Raw genomic sequence first — 15,917 nt, forward strand, 5'->3', positions numbered from 1 at the left:
GTGATTATTTTTTTAATTTTCAGCAAATACCATCGCTATTAATACTATATTATGTACTAGTAGATAAAACCGTTTTTATCATTGGGTTTTCAATAATCAACCAAATACTTACGGCCATGAGACAGCCAGCATAAAAAAAGTTTAACCACTTTTCATATAATGGACTACTTGAAATTCTAGACAGCAATTCACCAATAGAAACCCATAAAAAATGAATTGAAATATTTAAAAAGGCCAACCAAATTATTAAAATAGCAATACCACTATCTCCAAATGTAGCCTGAGACTGTTCGCTGAACAAAGTAAACATTAAAAAAACCATCAGCCAGCCTTTACTATTCAAGATTTGAATAAGTAATCCATCAAAAAAACCAAGCGCTTTTGAAGTACTTTTGAGCTTTGAAGAGTTTGTTCGAAGAAACTTAGTGGCTACATAAACTAAATATATTGCGCCAAGTAATTGTAGGTAATTCATTAGTTCGGGGTGATTGTTGACAACTTCTCCTAATCCATAACCAATAATTATAGACTTAATGATGAAAACACTATCAATACCAGCAACTAACGGTATTGAACGTTTAACTCCAACCTGAGCCCCTGATGCTGCAAAAACAATGTTAGCCGGACCAGGGCTAAACACCAATGGAAACATCACCCCCAACCAAACAATAAACAAGCTCATAGTTACCTCCTTTATAAAAAGTAAATATTAACCAATCAAAATTGGACGGTCTTGTACAAAATTGAAACTTTAACTTTTACAAACTCGATAGTTTGATGGTGAGGTACCAAAGGCTCTCTTAAAATTACGGGTAAAATGACTTTGATCATAAAAACCACAGGAAAGTGATGTTTCAATACAGCTAACCCCTTTAGATAGTAATTTTTTTGCATGATTTACTTTTACTAAAAGTAAATATTGATGGGGAGTAACTCCAAACAAGGTTTTAAAGCTTTTAATTAATTGGAACTTAGAACAGTTTGACACGTACTCTAGCTCTGTCAATGAAGGGTTGAGCTCAAAGTTATCATGTATAAAGTCTCGAGCTAGATAGCTACTTTTGGAGCAAATACTATCAAACACTTCTTTTTTAGCAGAGCCATATTGAGTAAAAAGTTGTTCAAGAGCCAATGTAAATAATGACTCTTTTGTCAGCTGAAAAGAAGCCAACTCTAGTGATATATGTAATTGTAATAACACATCAAAAAGTAGTTCATCGTATATTATAGGCTGATTAATGATTGGATCAATTGGTAATCCACGATTAGCAAATTGACTACTAAGCTCATTTAAGTTGAAATAGAACATCCGGTACCGCCACCCATTTGGCGTACCAGAAAAACCAGTATGAACTTCAGCAGGGTTAATAGCGATAATATGTCGTTTAGGAATAATTATATTTTTACCACGATAAAGTAGTCCCTCCGCACCATCTTCTATCACTCCAATAGCCAATTCATCATGCCAGTGTTTTGTAAATTCAAACTTTGTATAGCGAGCACTAAGAAGCTCAACGCCAGAGAAAGTTTCATTGACCCATAGTTTCGATTTTTCCAATCACAAGCTCCTCATTCTTACTAAATATGCAAATATAAACTTAACATGTTCGTAGCAGCCATAAAAAGCCAAAAACGAATTAACCATATAAGTGCATTAAACCTAAGTTATTAAATAATATTGGAATTAAATAAATCGACAAACTACTTTCTGTTTTAAATTTTTAATAGTGTGTAAAATTTTTTATTTCCCATTCAAAGTTCCTCAACTTTTCATTGCCAAAGCCAACCCGTTCCCATATTGTAACCAAAAGTAAAGCATTACGATGAATTTATATATTTAAACTTAGCGCTTCATATGTGAAATGCACAGGCGGTATAAATCGCTAATTTAAGTCGAACGAAGGCATGTCGACTCTATTCATTTTAGAAGGCTACCCTTCCCTGCTTTATGTCGGTTTGTGGATCAAAAATATTTTTCAACCTCAAAACAAGGAAACTTTTATGAATACCTCAAATATTGTGCTCGTCTGTGCGCTAGTCAGCGGTTTATTATGCCATTCAGATCTAGCTAAAGCAGAAGATACACGCACATTTCCACCCCCCTTTGGTGCTGACAGCTTAGCTGAAGAACCCATAAAGCCGACTCATAAAAAATATAAAAAAGTGAAGCACCTGAAAATTAACTGTTCACGTAAATCAACAGCGCTAAAAAACACACTCAAAAGAAAAGCTTGGTCTGCTGAAAAAGTAAAATTGGTTATTTCAGGTGAGTGTCAAGGGCCACTCCTTATTGACCGCCATGGTATAGAAATTACCAATGATGCAGATCGGTCTGGCTCTATCAAAGTAACAGACAATAATATAGCAAACAGTGCAATCGTGATTAAATCAGCATCCGTCAATTTAAGCAATTTTAATATAGACGTGCCCGTGGGTATGATAGCAGTGACAGTCAAAGCCAATAGTACAGCTAACTTTGACCATATTACCACCAATGCAAAATCTGACTCAGAGACAGCATTTAGTCAGTTTGTAATCACTGACAATAGCAGCAGCTACTTCGCAAACTTATCTGGCAATCAGCTTATGATAGCAGGTGGATCATTTTCTGATTTTACAGTAGGCAATGATCAACTAACGATTAACATCACAGACACTTCAACGGCACGCTCTAGCGCTGAAAATCAATTTGACTCAGTCCAAGTATCAGGGAATGGTTATTTTTTAGCTGACAATAGAACACATATCGATTTACTCATGATTTGGAGTAAAGCCGCCGTTGAAATTAATCAAGAAAGCGCGGTAGGCCACCTGATGATGGGCGGACAAACCTTGTTTGCAGCTTATAAAAATTCAACGATTATAGGACCCTATAATATCTGGGGTAATGTAGTATTTGAGCTTGAACACTCCAGCGCAGATAATTGGAAAGCGATAGACAAGCCTCACTCCATTATCAGCGGTAACAACGCAACGGTGAATGGCATTCATTACCCTCAATGGAGCTGGTCGGGGCAAGATCACAGTGGGCTGTAAATAGTATACTTTACTGATTTTGCTCAATAGTAGAAAAACCTCCCCCGAGCTCAATGACTTCTTTTAAAATGTTCGGGGCATAGTGGTATTTTAAAGCTGAGATATCTAACGGCCCGAATAGGCGATACCTCGCCCAAATATCAATGATGATTAAATTTACAACCATCCATCTCCCTTCTATAATTTTGATAAACAATTAATTGTTTCTTTCATTGAAACTTGGCACTGCCACCATCCCTTATGCCAGAGTAGATGAGTGCTATTGCATTCTCATATAAAGCGCACGCCACCCTATCTCTTTATGTACTTTTGAGAGTACGCTTTAATAAAATATACTCACTTGTACAAATTAGATTCGCATTTATCTAAATGTTTTTCTAAAACGAATCAATTTAGCTTATTAAAGTCACATTTACGCTATAGAATAAAAGAACATTGGTATAGAATAAAATCCTTAATCAATACCAATTAGGCATTTTCGCTATTTGGTATAAGGATATAAATGCATGAAAATAGACTGTCAAATAGAGCAAAGCGCACTTGTTCAAAAAGCAAAAGATGTATGTGAAAGCAAAGGCACACGCTTTACAACAATACGTGAAAAAGTTTTTGGATTATTAGCTCAAACCGAAAGTGGTGTTGGTGCTTATGATTTATTAGAACAATTAAAAGTAACAGAGCCTAACGCTAAACCTGCGACCATTTATCGCGCTCTTGATTTTTTATCTGAAATGGGATTTATTCATAAAATAGAAAGCACAAATGCCTTTATGTTGTGCCATCATTTTGATCATACACACCCTGTACAGTTACTCATTTGCGATAATTGTGGTAATGTTAACGAGTTGCACTCAACAATTATATCTCACGAACTAAATAATCAGGCTCAAGATCTTGGTTTTACAGTTTCACGACAAACAATTGAAGCTCACGGCCTTTGCCAAAAGTGTAATTAAAATATCTTAAATAAAGAGTTTGCAGTTTAAGTTTAACATCACTTAAAATTAGCAAGTAGGAAAGGCCTAAAGGTCTTCGTTTGAAATAACCACTGGATTTGTATAATGAATGTAGAATTCATCAACCCTTTTTTATCATCTCTGATGAATGTATTAAGCACCATGGCTCAAACACAGCTAAAACCAAGTAAACCTATGATGAAAAAATCAGAGGTTGCAAAAGGCGATGTATCAGGTTTAATCGGTATGGTTGGGCCACAAACAAAAGGCTCTCTATCTATTTCATTTGATGAAGAGTTAGCACTTACCATAATGGAACGCATGCTTGGCGAACGCCCAGATAGCATTAATGAAGAAGTAACCGACATGGTAGGTGAAATTACAAACATGGTTGCTGGTGGTGCAAAAAACCTTTTAGGTGAAAAAGGTTATGAGTTTGATATGGCAACCCCTATTGTTGTATCTGGTAATAATCATACTATTACCCATAAATGTGATGGCCCAAAAGTTTTAATGCCATTTAATTCTGATGCAGGACTTGCCCATATTGAAGTTTGCTTTGATAAGTTATAAATAATATGACTTGGATCCAAAAAACAATAAACTTAAAACCGCGTTCTCGCGGTTTTCATTTAATTACGAACGATATAATACAATCTCTTCCTGAAATAAAAGAGTATAAGCTAGGTTTGGCGCATATTTTCATTCAACATTCTTCAGCAAGCCTCACCATAAATGAAAATGCAGATCCAACCGTACGTATAGATATGGAAAGTCATTTCAATCATTTTATACCCGAAAGACAAAGTTATTATTTACATGATTATGAAGGTGATGACGATATGCCTGCACATATAAAAGCCAGTACCTTAGGCAATAATCTTAGTATTCCAATTACAAATGGACAACTTAATTTAGGTACATGGCAAGGCGTTTATTTGGGAGAACATAGAGATCATGGCGGTATCAGAAAGCTTGTAATTACCTTACAAGGCGAAGTAAGTAGATTTTAAACTTTATGTATTTACTCCACATATTTATAATCTACTCTTGGCGTTATATCACATAATAATTCATAAGGTATGGTATCTGCGTGCTTTGCAATAATCTCTACTGGCAACTCAGGACCCCATAAAATAACCTCATCGGCCACCTTATCCTGTAAAACATCGCCTAAATCAACAGTGATCATATCCATAGATACGCGGCCAACTAAAGGTACCTTTCGACCATTGATCATTACTGGTGTGCCTGTATTTGCATGTCGAGGGTAACCATCTCCATACCCTATTGCAGCTATCCCTATATAAGTATCTTTAGAGGTGAGCCAATTAGCACCATAGCCTGCAGACTCTCCAGCTTTAATTTTTTTAATCGCAATTAATCGCGTTTTTAAACACATTACGGGTTTTAAATCATGATCATTACCTGTTTTTTCAAGCATAGGTGAAACACCATATATCATCAAACCAGGTCTTACCCAATCACCATGACTTTGTTGCCAACCAACAATGCCAGCAGAATTCGCTAAGCAAACTTCTTCAGACATATTCTTAATACAAGCGTCAAACTCTGCTATTTGTGATTGCGTCATTGTATTGAGTAAATCATCAGCACATGCAAAGTGAGTCATTAATTTTATATCTGCATTCACATTAGGATTATTAGATAATCTTTGATAAAAATTAATAAATTGAGATGGGTGAATACCGAGTCTATGCATACCGGTATCAATTTTTAGCCAAACGGTTAATTGCCCACCCAAATCACATTGCTCTATATCTTCAAGCTGAGTTTCATTGTGAACTATGGTTTGAAAATTATTAGCTAATAAAATCGGTAAATCCGTTTTATCAAAAAAACCTTCTAATAAAACGATTGGCTTAACTAAACCACCCGCCCTAAGTGCCAAAGCTTCATCCACTCTAGCAACAGCAAATGCATCTGCTTCATTTAAACTTTGCGCTATTTGCACTAACCCATGGCCATACGCATTGGCTTTAAGTACTGCCATTATTTTACTATTTGATGCAAAGTCACGTACTTTTTTTAAGTTATGAGTTAAGGCTGTTAAATTTATTTCTGCGGTAGCTAAACGCATGTATTTATTCCAATATTAGTAATCATCGTCTGCAGCAGGACCTGCGTAATTATCAAATCGAGAGAATTGCCCCTGAAAAGTTAAACGCACTCGCCCTATTGGACCATTACGTTGCTTACCAATAATAATTTCTGCAACACCTTTGTCAGCCGAATCTTCGTTATAAACTTCATCACGATAAATAAACATGATTAAATCGGCATCTTGCTCAATAGAACCCGATTCACGTAAATCTGAGTTAATTGGACGTTTATCAGCTCTTTGCTCTAGTGTACGGTTAAGCTGCGACAGCGCAACAACAGGACATTCTAGTTCTTTAGCCAAGGCCTTTAATGAGCGCGATATTTCACCAATCTCTAAGGTACGGTTGTCAGATAGACTAGGAACTTTCATCAATTGCAAGTAATCTATCATGATCATACTTACACCATCATGATCGCGGGCAATACGTCTGGCGCGAGAACGCAACTCTGTAGGTGTTAAACCCGATGAGTCATCAACAAACATTTTACCTTTTTCCATTAACAAACCCATAGTTGAAGATAATCGAGCCCAATCATCATCATCTAATTGGCCTGTTCTTACTTTAGTTTGATTAATACGACCTAAAGATGCGAGCATACGCATCATGATTTGCTCAGAGGGCATCTCTAATGAAAATATAATGACAGGTTTATCTTGCGTCATAGCAGCATGCTCTGCAATATTCATCGCAAAAGTGGTTTTACCCATAGATGGACGAGCCGCAACAATGATTAAATCTGAATTTTGAAAACCACAGGTCATTTTATCTAAATCTGAATAACCTGAGCTGATCCCTGTTATACCGTCTTGAGGTGATTGGTAAAGCTCTTCAATTTTATCAACCGTTTTCTCTAAAATTGTATGTATGCTTTGTGGTCCATCTGTACTTTTATTACGAGATTCAGCAATTTTAAATACCTTACTTTCAGCTAAATCTAGCAACTCATGACTATCTCTACCTTCAGGGTTAAAACCGGCTTCAGCAATTTCATTTGCAACACCTATCATTTCACGCACAACGGCACGTTCGCGTACAATATCTGCATAAGCTGTAATATTAGCCGCACTAGGTGTGTTTTTAGCAATTTCACCTAAATATGCAAAACCACCTATGCCTTCTAGCTGGTTATTTTTTTCTAGGGTTTCAGAGATAGTAATTAAATCAATTGGTTGATGTAAATCTACCAGCCTTTCCATAGCTTCAAAAATAAATTTATGAGTACGTGTATAAAAATCTAGCCCAACAACTCTCTCAGCAACACGATCCCATGCTTCATTATCCAGCATCAAACCACCTAAAACTGACTGTTCAGCTTCAATTGAATGTGGAGGTATTTTTAAGGTATCAATCTGCTTATCAAATTGTTTTTCAAATTTTGGAGACTTTTCGAACTTTGCCATTTCATCATACTAATAACTCATAATACTGCTATTCTATCGACTCTGATAATCAGTTAATACTAAAATTTTTCAGGAATGAAAAAGCTGAGCAGTGCTCAGCTTTTTTTAACTCGTTTTATAAAGACTTAAGACTAACACGACCACTAATAGTATCTATTTCAATATCAGCATTACCTGCTGACATTTCAAATTCTAATGAACTTGATGGACCATATTTGGCTTTTTTTATTTTATCTGATGTTAACTGGTTTTTTATACGTCCACCAGCATGAGAGTCAATTTCAAACTTGGCCGAAATGCTTTTTGCTAAAGCTAATTCCACATTACCACTTACAGTTTCAATTTGTACTCGCGCATTATCTGAAAAATCTGGTATAGATAAATCAAGTCGACCATTTACAGTATTAATATCTAGCCTCTGAATGACCTGAGCCTTAAGTTTTATTTCACCATTTACGTTTTCAATTCGAATATCTTCAGCTTTTGTTATGATTTCAATATCACCATTTACCGCATCAAAACGTAAACGACCTTGGGAATTAATATCATGAATATCACCGTTCACTGTTTCATAATGTATTTTACCATCAAGTTCTTTTGATAAAATAGCGCCATTTACCGTTGATAAGTTTATTTTTTCAGTTAATTTTTTTGCTGAAATATTGCCATTAACCGTTTCGATCCTCGCTCCACCTTGGATCTCCAATACATCAACGTTTACATTTACACCATCAAAGTTTAATTTACTATTAGTAGGAATATAAATAACTAAATTAGAGCCTTCCCCTGAATTCCAGCTACGCATTTTGTTAGGCATTTTAACTTTAAAAATAGTGTGGCTACCTGAGCTTTTAAACTCGTATCCAAGTGCTTTGTCATCTAACTCCCCTGTTACTTTAACTTCAGATTTGTCCCATCCTTTAATTTGAACATCGCCTCTTTGGTTTTTAATAACCACCTTACCATTACTTTCAACTGATAGAACTTCATCTATTTTCTCGCCAGCAAAAGTAAATGAACTTGAGATACTCAAAAGGGCTATTGCTATTAATTTCATTGTCATACTAATCTCCTAAATTTGTTGCCATTTTGGTTGGTGCACGCGATTAATAAGCTCCAACTCTTGTCTATACACTTGTGCTAGCATTCTTAATAAGGCAGAATTTTGCGGTTCATTTTTTAATGCTTGTTTAATTGCTTGCTCAGCTTGCTCTAAATCATCTAATTGTGCCTGCCAATCATCTGTTAAGGCAGGTTTTTCTTGATACTGTACTAATAAGGCATTCTTTTGCGTCTCAAATATTTCACTCATTGTTATAACATTATTAATCTCTGAGTCATTTGATTGCATCTGTATAGTAGATAAAAAATTAAAACTTAATAATGCAGCTGCAAAACAAGCTGCAACAACCGATAATTTAGTAAAGTGGTTTAAAGTCTTTGGTTTTACTTTAAAATCAATTGCTCTATCTATACCTTGCCATAAATCTTTTTTAGGCTGAATTTCTTCAGGCATATTCTCTAAAGAGTGTTTTAAAAAACTATCAAAATCTTTGTTACTCATTTTCATACCACTCCTTTAATAAATTACGGGCCCTATGGTATTGTGCTTTACTTGATCCTACGGCCATATTCAAAATAGTTGCAATTTCTTCATGGCGGTAACCTTCAACGGCATATAATACAAACACCATTCTAGCCCTTTCAGGTAAACGTAAGATAAGTTTATCTAAACCATTTAAATCATGTTCAGCTTCAATCGCATGTTCATCCATACCTTGTGTTTCTATGCTGACAACCTTTTGCAACCAACTTTTTTGTTTTCTAAGATAACTAATCGTGATATTTGCCGTCACACTATGTAACCAAGTAGAAAATTTTGCCTTACCATCAAAATTAGATATTTTTTGCCATAGCTGAACAAACACTTCCTGAGAAGCATCTTCCGCTATCGATTTATCCGCAGTTAAACGCAAACACAAACCATAAACACGGTTTATATATTGCGTATAAAGTTGTTCAAAAGCAGCCCTGTCACCTTGCTGAACTAAAGAAATCAATTGCTCTTCTTTTATCGCTGCAAACCTTTGCTCTGCTTTAATTAACATTGAAGCTCATCCAAACTAATCCTTTGAATTATTAATAACGAATTAAGTTGCTTTAATGTATTAGACGCGGTGTAAATAGGAAATGGTTTAAATAAAAAATTATTTATTTAAAAAATGAAAATGCGACTAATACATTGGAACTTTTAAGCCAATACATTAATCGCATTTTTATATTTATTAAAGCGTTAAATCACTTTATTAATGAATGAGTTAACCAGTAAAGGTCTGAGTGAATTCCTGCGGCAGTCACTTCTTGGCCTGCACCCGGCCCTTGGATCACTAACGCATTATCTTGATACCACAGACTATTTATCACAAAAATATTATCACCCGCTTTTAAACCTGCTAATGGTTCATCTTTTTTTACGGCCGAAAGCGCAACTTTTGCAACAAGCTTGTCTTGCTGTAAATTAAGCTCTGCAACATAACGTAATACTAAGTCTTCTTTTTTGGCTTGTATTAGTTTATCTGACATAAACGCGTCTAATTTGTCACGCTTTTCTAAAAAGGACAGCCAATCACCTTGTGCCAAGTCTGCTGGCATCATAGGCGTTAATGAAATATCATCTAAATCTAAGGTTAAACCTAATTCTCTAGCTAATATGAGCAACTTACGCTGTACATCTCGCCCTGATAGATCTTCTCTAGGATCCGGTTCGGTATAACCCATGTCTTTTGCTTTTAATAATAATTCAGAAAAAGGCACTGAACCATCATATTCACAACATAGCCAAGATAAAGTCCCAGAAAAAACACCTAACAAACGCTCTATTTTATCCCCTGAGTATTGCAGGTCATTTAATGCAAAGTTAATAGGTAATCCAGCACCAACACTTGTATTATATCGCCATTTTAAATTACGCTCATATAGCTTTTCTTTTAATGCATTATACCAAGTTGTATGGGCTGTTCCTGCATACTTATTAGCACTGATCAAATGGCAGTCTTGTGCTGCAAAATCAGGATATAACAAACTAAAATCTTCACTTGCAGTGATATCAATAACCACCTTATGTTCATAATCCAGCTGTTCAAGCGCTGCAATAAGCGATTTATTATCATAAGCAATCGCTGAAGTTTGCCATTGTTCAAGCCAATTATGTATTTTGATACCATCTGAGCAAAACAGCATATTTTCACTACGAACTAAGCCAACTAACTTTACAGGTAAAAGATAATTCAAACGTACTAATTGTTTTTCTAGTTGTGTAATGAAAGTTGCACCTACATTTCCTAAACCCGCAACAACAACTGCCAACTCTTGTGAATCACTGATCAACTCTTCATGTAAAATCGTTAATAAGTCTGTATCAAATGCCTGTTCGCACAAAACTAAACCGTATTCATTACCAGGCATATCTTTTTGAGAAAAAGCAAAGCGAATATTAATATTATATTTCTGTAATATCTTAGCCGCTTGTTGTGTTAATTGATGTGCAATATCGTTAGGACACACTATGCCTAAACCAAATAAATTTGACTCAACTAAGTTTGCTCGCCCAGACAAGTGATTAATTACAATATGAGTATAAGCGGCAGGAATTAACAAGTAAGTTTCTGAATCGAGTTCAAAGTGATGTAGTGTATGTTGAATTAATTGACTTAATTCACCGACTTCACCTTCAATTAATTGTTCTATTTTAACTAAATCATGATTATCTAACGTAGTTAAAAAATGCTTTTGTTTTGCATTACCTTTTTTAACAATTTCAGTACAAGCACTATGGCTATCAAAACTACTACGCACAACTAGCTTAATATTTGTATCTTTAAGTGGCGTTAAGGTTTTGGCATGCAATACAGGGTTACCTAGTCTTGCTAATAGATTTGCTTGCTCTCTACATACTTTAGCGTATTTAATTGCCTGTTTTACTTTACGAGGATCAGTACTATACACCCCTTGAGTATCGGTCCAAATAGTCACACTTTGTGCATTACAATATCTAGCAATTAATGTTGCACTGTAATCACTTCCATTTCGCCCTAACGTAACTGTTTCGCCACTTTCATTTTTAGCAATAAAGCCAGTTACAACATTAAATTGTTCAGAGTTTAAAACTTGACAACTTTTTTGATTTTTTTCATGTTGTAATTGCCCACCAGATAATAACAAAAGATCTCTTGCATCAAATGCATTCGCTTTGTGCTCTAACTGAGTTAAGTATTGAGCTAGTAATCTAGCAGACCATACTTCTCCATGAGCAAGCAACTGCGCCTCGACTAATTCTTGTTGTTGGGCTAAAGTTGCTATTAATTCCAACTCATCATTTAATTTTTGTAATGCAGTCTCTTGTAGCTCATCAATTAATAATTCAGAAATTAACTCTACCTGATGGTTTTTTAAAAGCTTAATAACATCAAGCGTGCCTTGACTATCATTTTGTTGATAACACAGCCAAAGTTTTACTAATGTATTAGTTGTTTTGCCCGCAGCAGAAACAACAACTGAATCTCCTGCCTGACAATGACTAATGATTATATTAGCAACCGCATGGTAACGCGCCGCTGAACTTAAACTAGAACCACCAAATTTATGTACTGCTGTATTCATTTCAATTTACCAAGTAGCTGCATGTGCAGGCGTTAAACAATTCACGTTTGCATTATCTAAACTTTCATCATTTTTATTTTTTTGTACTTCAGCCGAAGAATAAGTTACACCTTGACCAGGTTTTGTTTTCTCAAAAGTACGTTCTAAATCATTAATTAAATCTTGAACGTCTTCAATGCCTACCGATATACGAATCAAAGTATCTCCTACACCTGCTTCCAAACGAGCTTGGGGGTCCATTCCCGCATGTGTCATGGTAGCCGGGTGACAAATCAAACTTTCAACACCACCTAATGATTCTGCTAAAGTAAACTGCTCAACAGATGTTAAGAACTTTGCAGTATCATTTATATTTCCTTTTATATCAAAACTCACCATACCACCAAAGCCTCTTTGCTGTTTTTTAGCAAGCTCATGCTGAGGATGTGACTCTAAGCCTGGGTAATACACTTGCTCAACATAAGGGCTTTGTTCTAAATACTGGGCAACAGCAAACGCATTTTGTTCGTGTTGTTTAATTCTCACATTTAAAGTACGAATACCACGCAAGGTTAAATAGCTATCAAATGGCGCACCAGTAATGCCTATATTATTTGCCCACCAGGCAAGTTCCGCTCCTAATTCAGACGTTTTAGCGATAACTGCACCACCTACAACGTCCGAATGACCATTAATATATTTTGTTGTTGAATGAACAACGATATCAACACCTAATCCTAATGGATTTTGTAATGCAGGAGATAAAAAAGTATTATCGGCTGCAACTAAAGCTCCACATTTTCCAGCTGTTTCAACGACCTTGCTTATATCTGTTAAACGTAATAATGGATTACTTGGTGTTTCAATCCAAATTATTTTTGGTTGAATCTTAATTATTTCATCAAAGCTGGCTTCTAAGGTTAAATTAAGCACCTTAAGTTTTAATAGACCTCGTTTTTCCAAGCTGGTAAATAAACGGTAACTCCCTCCATAACAATCATGCGGGATCACTAATGTATCATTTACATTTAATAGCTGCGTAATTAAATGCACAGCAGCCATACCGGTTGCAGTAATAATGCCTTTTTCACCACCTTCTAACTCAGCCAAAGTCTCTGCTAATATATCTCGGGTTGGGTTACCACTACGGCCATAATCATAAGCACGTTTTTTATCAAAATCTGCAAATGAGTAAGTTGTTGATAAATAAAGAGGAGGCACCACAGCACCATGATGTTTATCAGCTTCAATACCTTTTCTTACTGCTGTTGTTGCTTTTTTAACTTGATTCATTTTTGATACCCACAACCAATTAGATGTTTAGACGTCTAAAAGATTAGATTAATAAGTTTAGGAAGTCAAAACTTTTATCCATCTAAATAGCCAAACGATGTAGATTTGACTATCCTAGATAAATAGATAAAATTTCGCCTCTAAATATAATTTAAGTTAGATAAAATAGTTCTATTAGACTATTCATATCAGTATAATTTAGCTTGACAACAAAAGCGCGATTTGAATAAAAGGCAATCAAAGTATATGGCTACAAAATGGAATGGTGAATATGTTCACCCATACGCAGAACATGGTAAAAAATCAGAGTTAGTAAAAAAAATAACAGTTTCTATTCCATTAAGCGTTTTAAAAGTGCTCACAGATGAAAGAACACGCCGACAAGTAAATAATTTACGCCATGCCACAAACAGCGAATTATTATGTGAAGCATTTTTGCATGCGTTTACTGGTCAGCCATTACCTGATGATGTAGATCTTAAAAAAGATAACCCAGATCATATTCCAGCTGAAGTAAAAAAAATAATGACTGAAATGGGCCTTGAATTACCATTACTTGAAGAAGAGTAATAAAATTTAAACAATATCAGTCTATTTAAAAATTTAAACATATAAAAAAGCCCCAATCTAAGATTGAGGCTTTTTTGTTTACCTTAGGTAGATTAAAACTAACTTTGCATATAGTTAGCAGGTAGTGGCAACTGAGCAACACCTGACTCTATGGCAGCATTTGCCACAGCCAAAGCAACACGTGGTAGTAAGCGAGGATCCATAGGTTTTGGAATAATATATTCAGAACCAAACTCAAGCGAATCAACTCCAGCAGCTTCCAAGACTTCTTTTGAAACAGGCTCTTTTGCAATTTCTCTAATTGCGTGAACCGCTGCTATTTTCATTTCGTCATTGATTTTACTTGCGCGTACATCTAATGCACCACGGAAAATAAATGGGAAGCACAAAACATTATTTACTTGATTAGGGTAATCCGAACGTCCTGTTGCCATAATTAAATCAGTTCTGGCTTCATGTGCTAATTCAGGTTTTATTTCAGGGTCTGGATTTGAACATGCAAATACCACAGGCTTATCAGCCATTAATTTAAGATCATCCGCCGATAATAAGTTCGGACCAGATACTCCCACAAAAACATCGGCATCAGAAATCACATCTTGTAGAGTGCGTTTATCTGTATTATTAGCAAAAAGTTGCTTATATTCATTTAAATCATCACGACGCGTATGAATGACACCTTTACGGTCTAACATGTAAATGTGTTCTCTTTGCGCACCACACTTTATTAATAATTCCATACAGGCAATTGCGGCTGCACCAGCACCTAAACATACAATTAATGCATCATGTATTTCTTTGCCCTGTACTTCTAAGGCGTTTAACATACCAGCAGCAGTTACAATAGCGGTTCCATGTTGATCATCATGAAATACAGGAATACTACAACGTTCGATTAATGCTTTTTCAATTTCAAAACATTCTGGTGCTTTAATATCTTCTAAATTAATACCACCAAAAGTATCTGCAATATTTTCAACAGTATTTATAAAATCCTGAGTCGTTCTATGTTTAACTTCAATATCAATTGAATCTAAATTAGCAAAACGTTTAAATAAAAGTGATTTACCTTCCATAACCGGTTTTGAAGCTAACGGACCTAAATTACCTAAACCTAAAATAGCAGTACCATTTGTGATCACTGCAACCATATTGCCTTTAGCTGTATATTTATAAGCATTATCGGGATCAGCTGCTATTTCACGTACTGGTTCGGCAACTCCAGGACTATAGGCTAAAGCCAGATCATTAACTGTCTCTGCTGGTTTTGTAAGTTCAATGCTAATTTTACCTGGAACGGGTTCGGCGTGATATTTCAGTGCTTGTTCTCTAAAGTCTGACATGATGCGAATTTTTCCTGCTAAGAAATTAAAAGTGTGAGAGATAAAAAAGTCGCTACTACGTTAAGCCACTAAATACAACAATACGTATATTATTTTTAAATTCAAGTAAAACACCTCATCAACAACATGAAATTTTATAACATTCAAACATGCTTTGCTTTAGCCGAACTTAGCCAACTTTTCTCTGATTTTATCAGCAAAACTGACTATAACCACTCTTACCAGTTAGCTTTATTAACCTTAAAACAATTAAAATTTAAAACTATATAGTATATAAAAATGGTTATTTATAACTAAAATTTAAAAACAACTCAATAATTTTAAACCACATGTTTTTATGAAACTTAACAGTAAGATCTAGGGTTTTAACTACAAAGTTAAACATAAAAGTTATTCAGAATACTAAAAACAACAAAAACAGATGAATTATTTTTTCAAAAAGGTGAACAAATATTCACTTTAATTAAAAGCAAATCAAATTGATAAACAAATAAAATAACAATCTTATTATTGAGAATAGTCGATTTATCACATAGAGAGGAATTATAATTTTTT

At 35.1% G+C, this 15,917-nt stretch carries 15 protein-coding genes; 5 read left to right on the plus strand and 10 right to left on the minus strand.

All coding sequences use genetic code 11. The features are described from left to right. Positions 1-49: 49 nt before the first annotated feature. Together BM088_RS16895 and BM088_RS16900 are read right to left on the minus strand one after the other, a co-directional pair. A complete protein-coding gene (locus BM088_RS16895) occupies positions 50-682 on the minus strand; it encodes a LysE family translocator (protein ID WP_091987006.1) in 633 nt (210 codons plus the stop codon). 69 nt (positions 683-751) lie between these two features. Then, complete coding sequence (locus tag BM088_RS16900) at positions 752-1,558, minus strand: AraC family transcriptional regulator (RefSeq protein ID WP_091987010.1); 807 nt, start codon at positions 1,556-1,558, stop codon at positions 752-754. 443 nt (positions 1,559-2,001) lie between these two features. Here BM088_RS16900 and BM088_RS16905 point away from each other — a divergent pair, with 443 nt between their 5' ends. The 4 genes from BM088_RS16905 (at position 2,002) to BM088_RS16920 (ending at position 5,005) form a co-directional block, all read left to right on the plus strand. After that, complete coding sequence (locus tag BM088_RS16905) at positions 2,002-3,036, plus strand: hypothetical protein (RefSeq protein WP_091987013.1); 1,035 nt, start codon at positions 2,002-2,004, stop codon at positions 3,034-3,036. Positions 3,037-3,542: 506 nt separating this feature from the next. Further along, entirely contained in the window at positions 3,543-3,992 is a 450-nt protein-coding gene (locus tag BM088_RS16910) for a transcriptional repressor (RefSeq protein WP_091987016.1), read from the plus strand. 105 nt (positions 3,993-4,097) lie between these two features. Further along, positions 4,098-4,565: a chemotaxis protein CheX gene (locus BM088_RS16915; protein WP_091987019.1), complete on the plus strand. Its 468-nt coding sequence runs from the start codon at positions 4,098-4,100 to the stop codon at positions 4,563-4,565. A 5-nt stretch (positions 4,566-4,570) separates the two neighbouring features. Beyond that, positions 4,571-5,005 carry a secondary thiamine-phosphate synthase enzyme YjbQ gene (locus BM088_RS16920; protein ID WP_091987021.1) on the plus strand — a complete coding sequence of 145 codons (435 nt, stop codon included), beginning with the start codon at positions 4,571-4,573 and terminating at the stop codon, positions 5,003-5,005. A gap of 11 nt (positions 5,006-5,016) precedes the next feature. On the opposite strand, the gene alr is transcribed toward BM088_RS16920, so the two are convergent. From alr to metB, 7 genes are all read right to left on the minus strand, one after another. Continuing rightward, the gene (gene alr / locus BM088_RS16925; protein WP_091987024.1) at positions 5,017-6,093 is read right to left on the minus strand and encodes an alanine racemase; all 1,077 of its coding nucleotides are present in this window, start codon (positions 6,091-6,093) and stop codon (positions 5,017-5,019) included. Between the two features lie 15 nt (positions 6,094-6,108). Continuing rightward, positions 6,109-7,518, minus strand: coding sequence for a replicative DNA helicase (gene dnaB / locus BM088_RS16930; protein ID WP_091987027.1), 1,410 nt, complete (start codon positions 7,516-7,518; stop codon positions 6,109-6,111). 115 nt (positions 7,519-7,633) lie between these two features. Next, positions 7,634-8,575 (minus strand): DUF4097 family beta strand repeat-containing protein, encoded by a 942-nt coding sequence (locus BM088_RS16935; RefSeq protein ID WP_091987115.1) that lies wholly within the window; start codon positions 8,573-8,575, stop codon positions 7,634-7,636. A 15-nt stretch (positions 8,576-8,590) separates the two neighbouring features. Next, a complete protein-coding gene (locus BM088_RS16940) occupies positions 8,591-9,082 on the minus strand; it encodes a hypothetical protein (RefSeq protein WP_091987119.1) in 492 nt (163 codons plus the stop codon). After that, on the minus strand, positions 9,075-9,626 hold the full coding sequence (locus BM088_RS16945) for an RNA polymerase sigma factor (protein ID WP_091987029.1): 552 nt from the start codon (positions 9,624-9,626) through the stop codon (positions 9,075-9,077). The genes BM088_RS16940 and BM088_RS16945 overlap by 8 nt, the downstream gene beginning before the upstream one ends. Positions 9,627-9,816: 190 nt before the next feature. Next, on the minus strand, positions 9,817-12,177 hold the full coding sequence (gene metL, locus BM088_RS16950) for a bifunctional aspartate kinase/homoserine dehydrogenase II (protein WP_091987032.1): 2,361 nt from the start codon (positions 12,175-12,177) through the stop codon (positions 9,817-9,819). 6 nt (positions 12,178-12,183) lie between these two features. Then, positions 12,184-13,449 (minus strand): cystathionine gamma-synthase, encoded by a 1,266-nt coding sequence (metB, locus tag BM088_RS16955; protein WP_091987034.1) that lies wholly within the window; start codon positions 13,447-13,449, stop codon positions 12,184-12,186. A gap of 246 nt (positions 13,450-13,695) precedes the next feature. On the opposite strand from metB, the gene metJ reads away from it, so the two are divergent. After that, a complete protein-coding gene (metJ, locus tag BM088_RS16960) occupies positions 13,696-14,019 on the plus strand; it encodes a met regulon transcriptional regulator MetJ (RefSeq protein WP_091987037.1) in 324 nt (107 codons plus the stop codon). 98 nt (positions 14,020-14,117) lie between these two features. On the opposite strand, the gene BM088_RS16965 is transcribed toward metJ, so the two are convergent. Next, positions 14,118-15,362 (minus strand): malic enzyme-like NAD(P)-binding protein, encoded by a 1,245-nt coding sequence (locus BM088_RS16965; protein ID WP_091987040.1) that lies wholly within the window; start codon positions 15,360-15,362, stop codon positions 14,118-14,120. Positions 15,363-15,917 lie beyond the last annotated feature (555 nt).

It is taken from the genome of Pseudoalteromonas denitrificans DSM 6059 (genome assembly GCF_900112265.1).
Taxonomy (GTDB): domain Bacteria; phylum Pseudomonadota; class Gammaproteobacteria; order Enterobacterales; family Alteromonadaceae; genus Pseudoalteromonas; species Pseudoalteromonas denitrificans.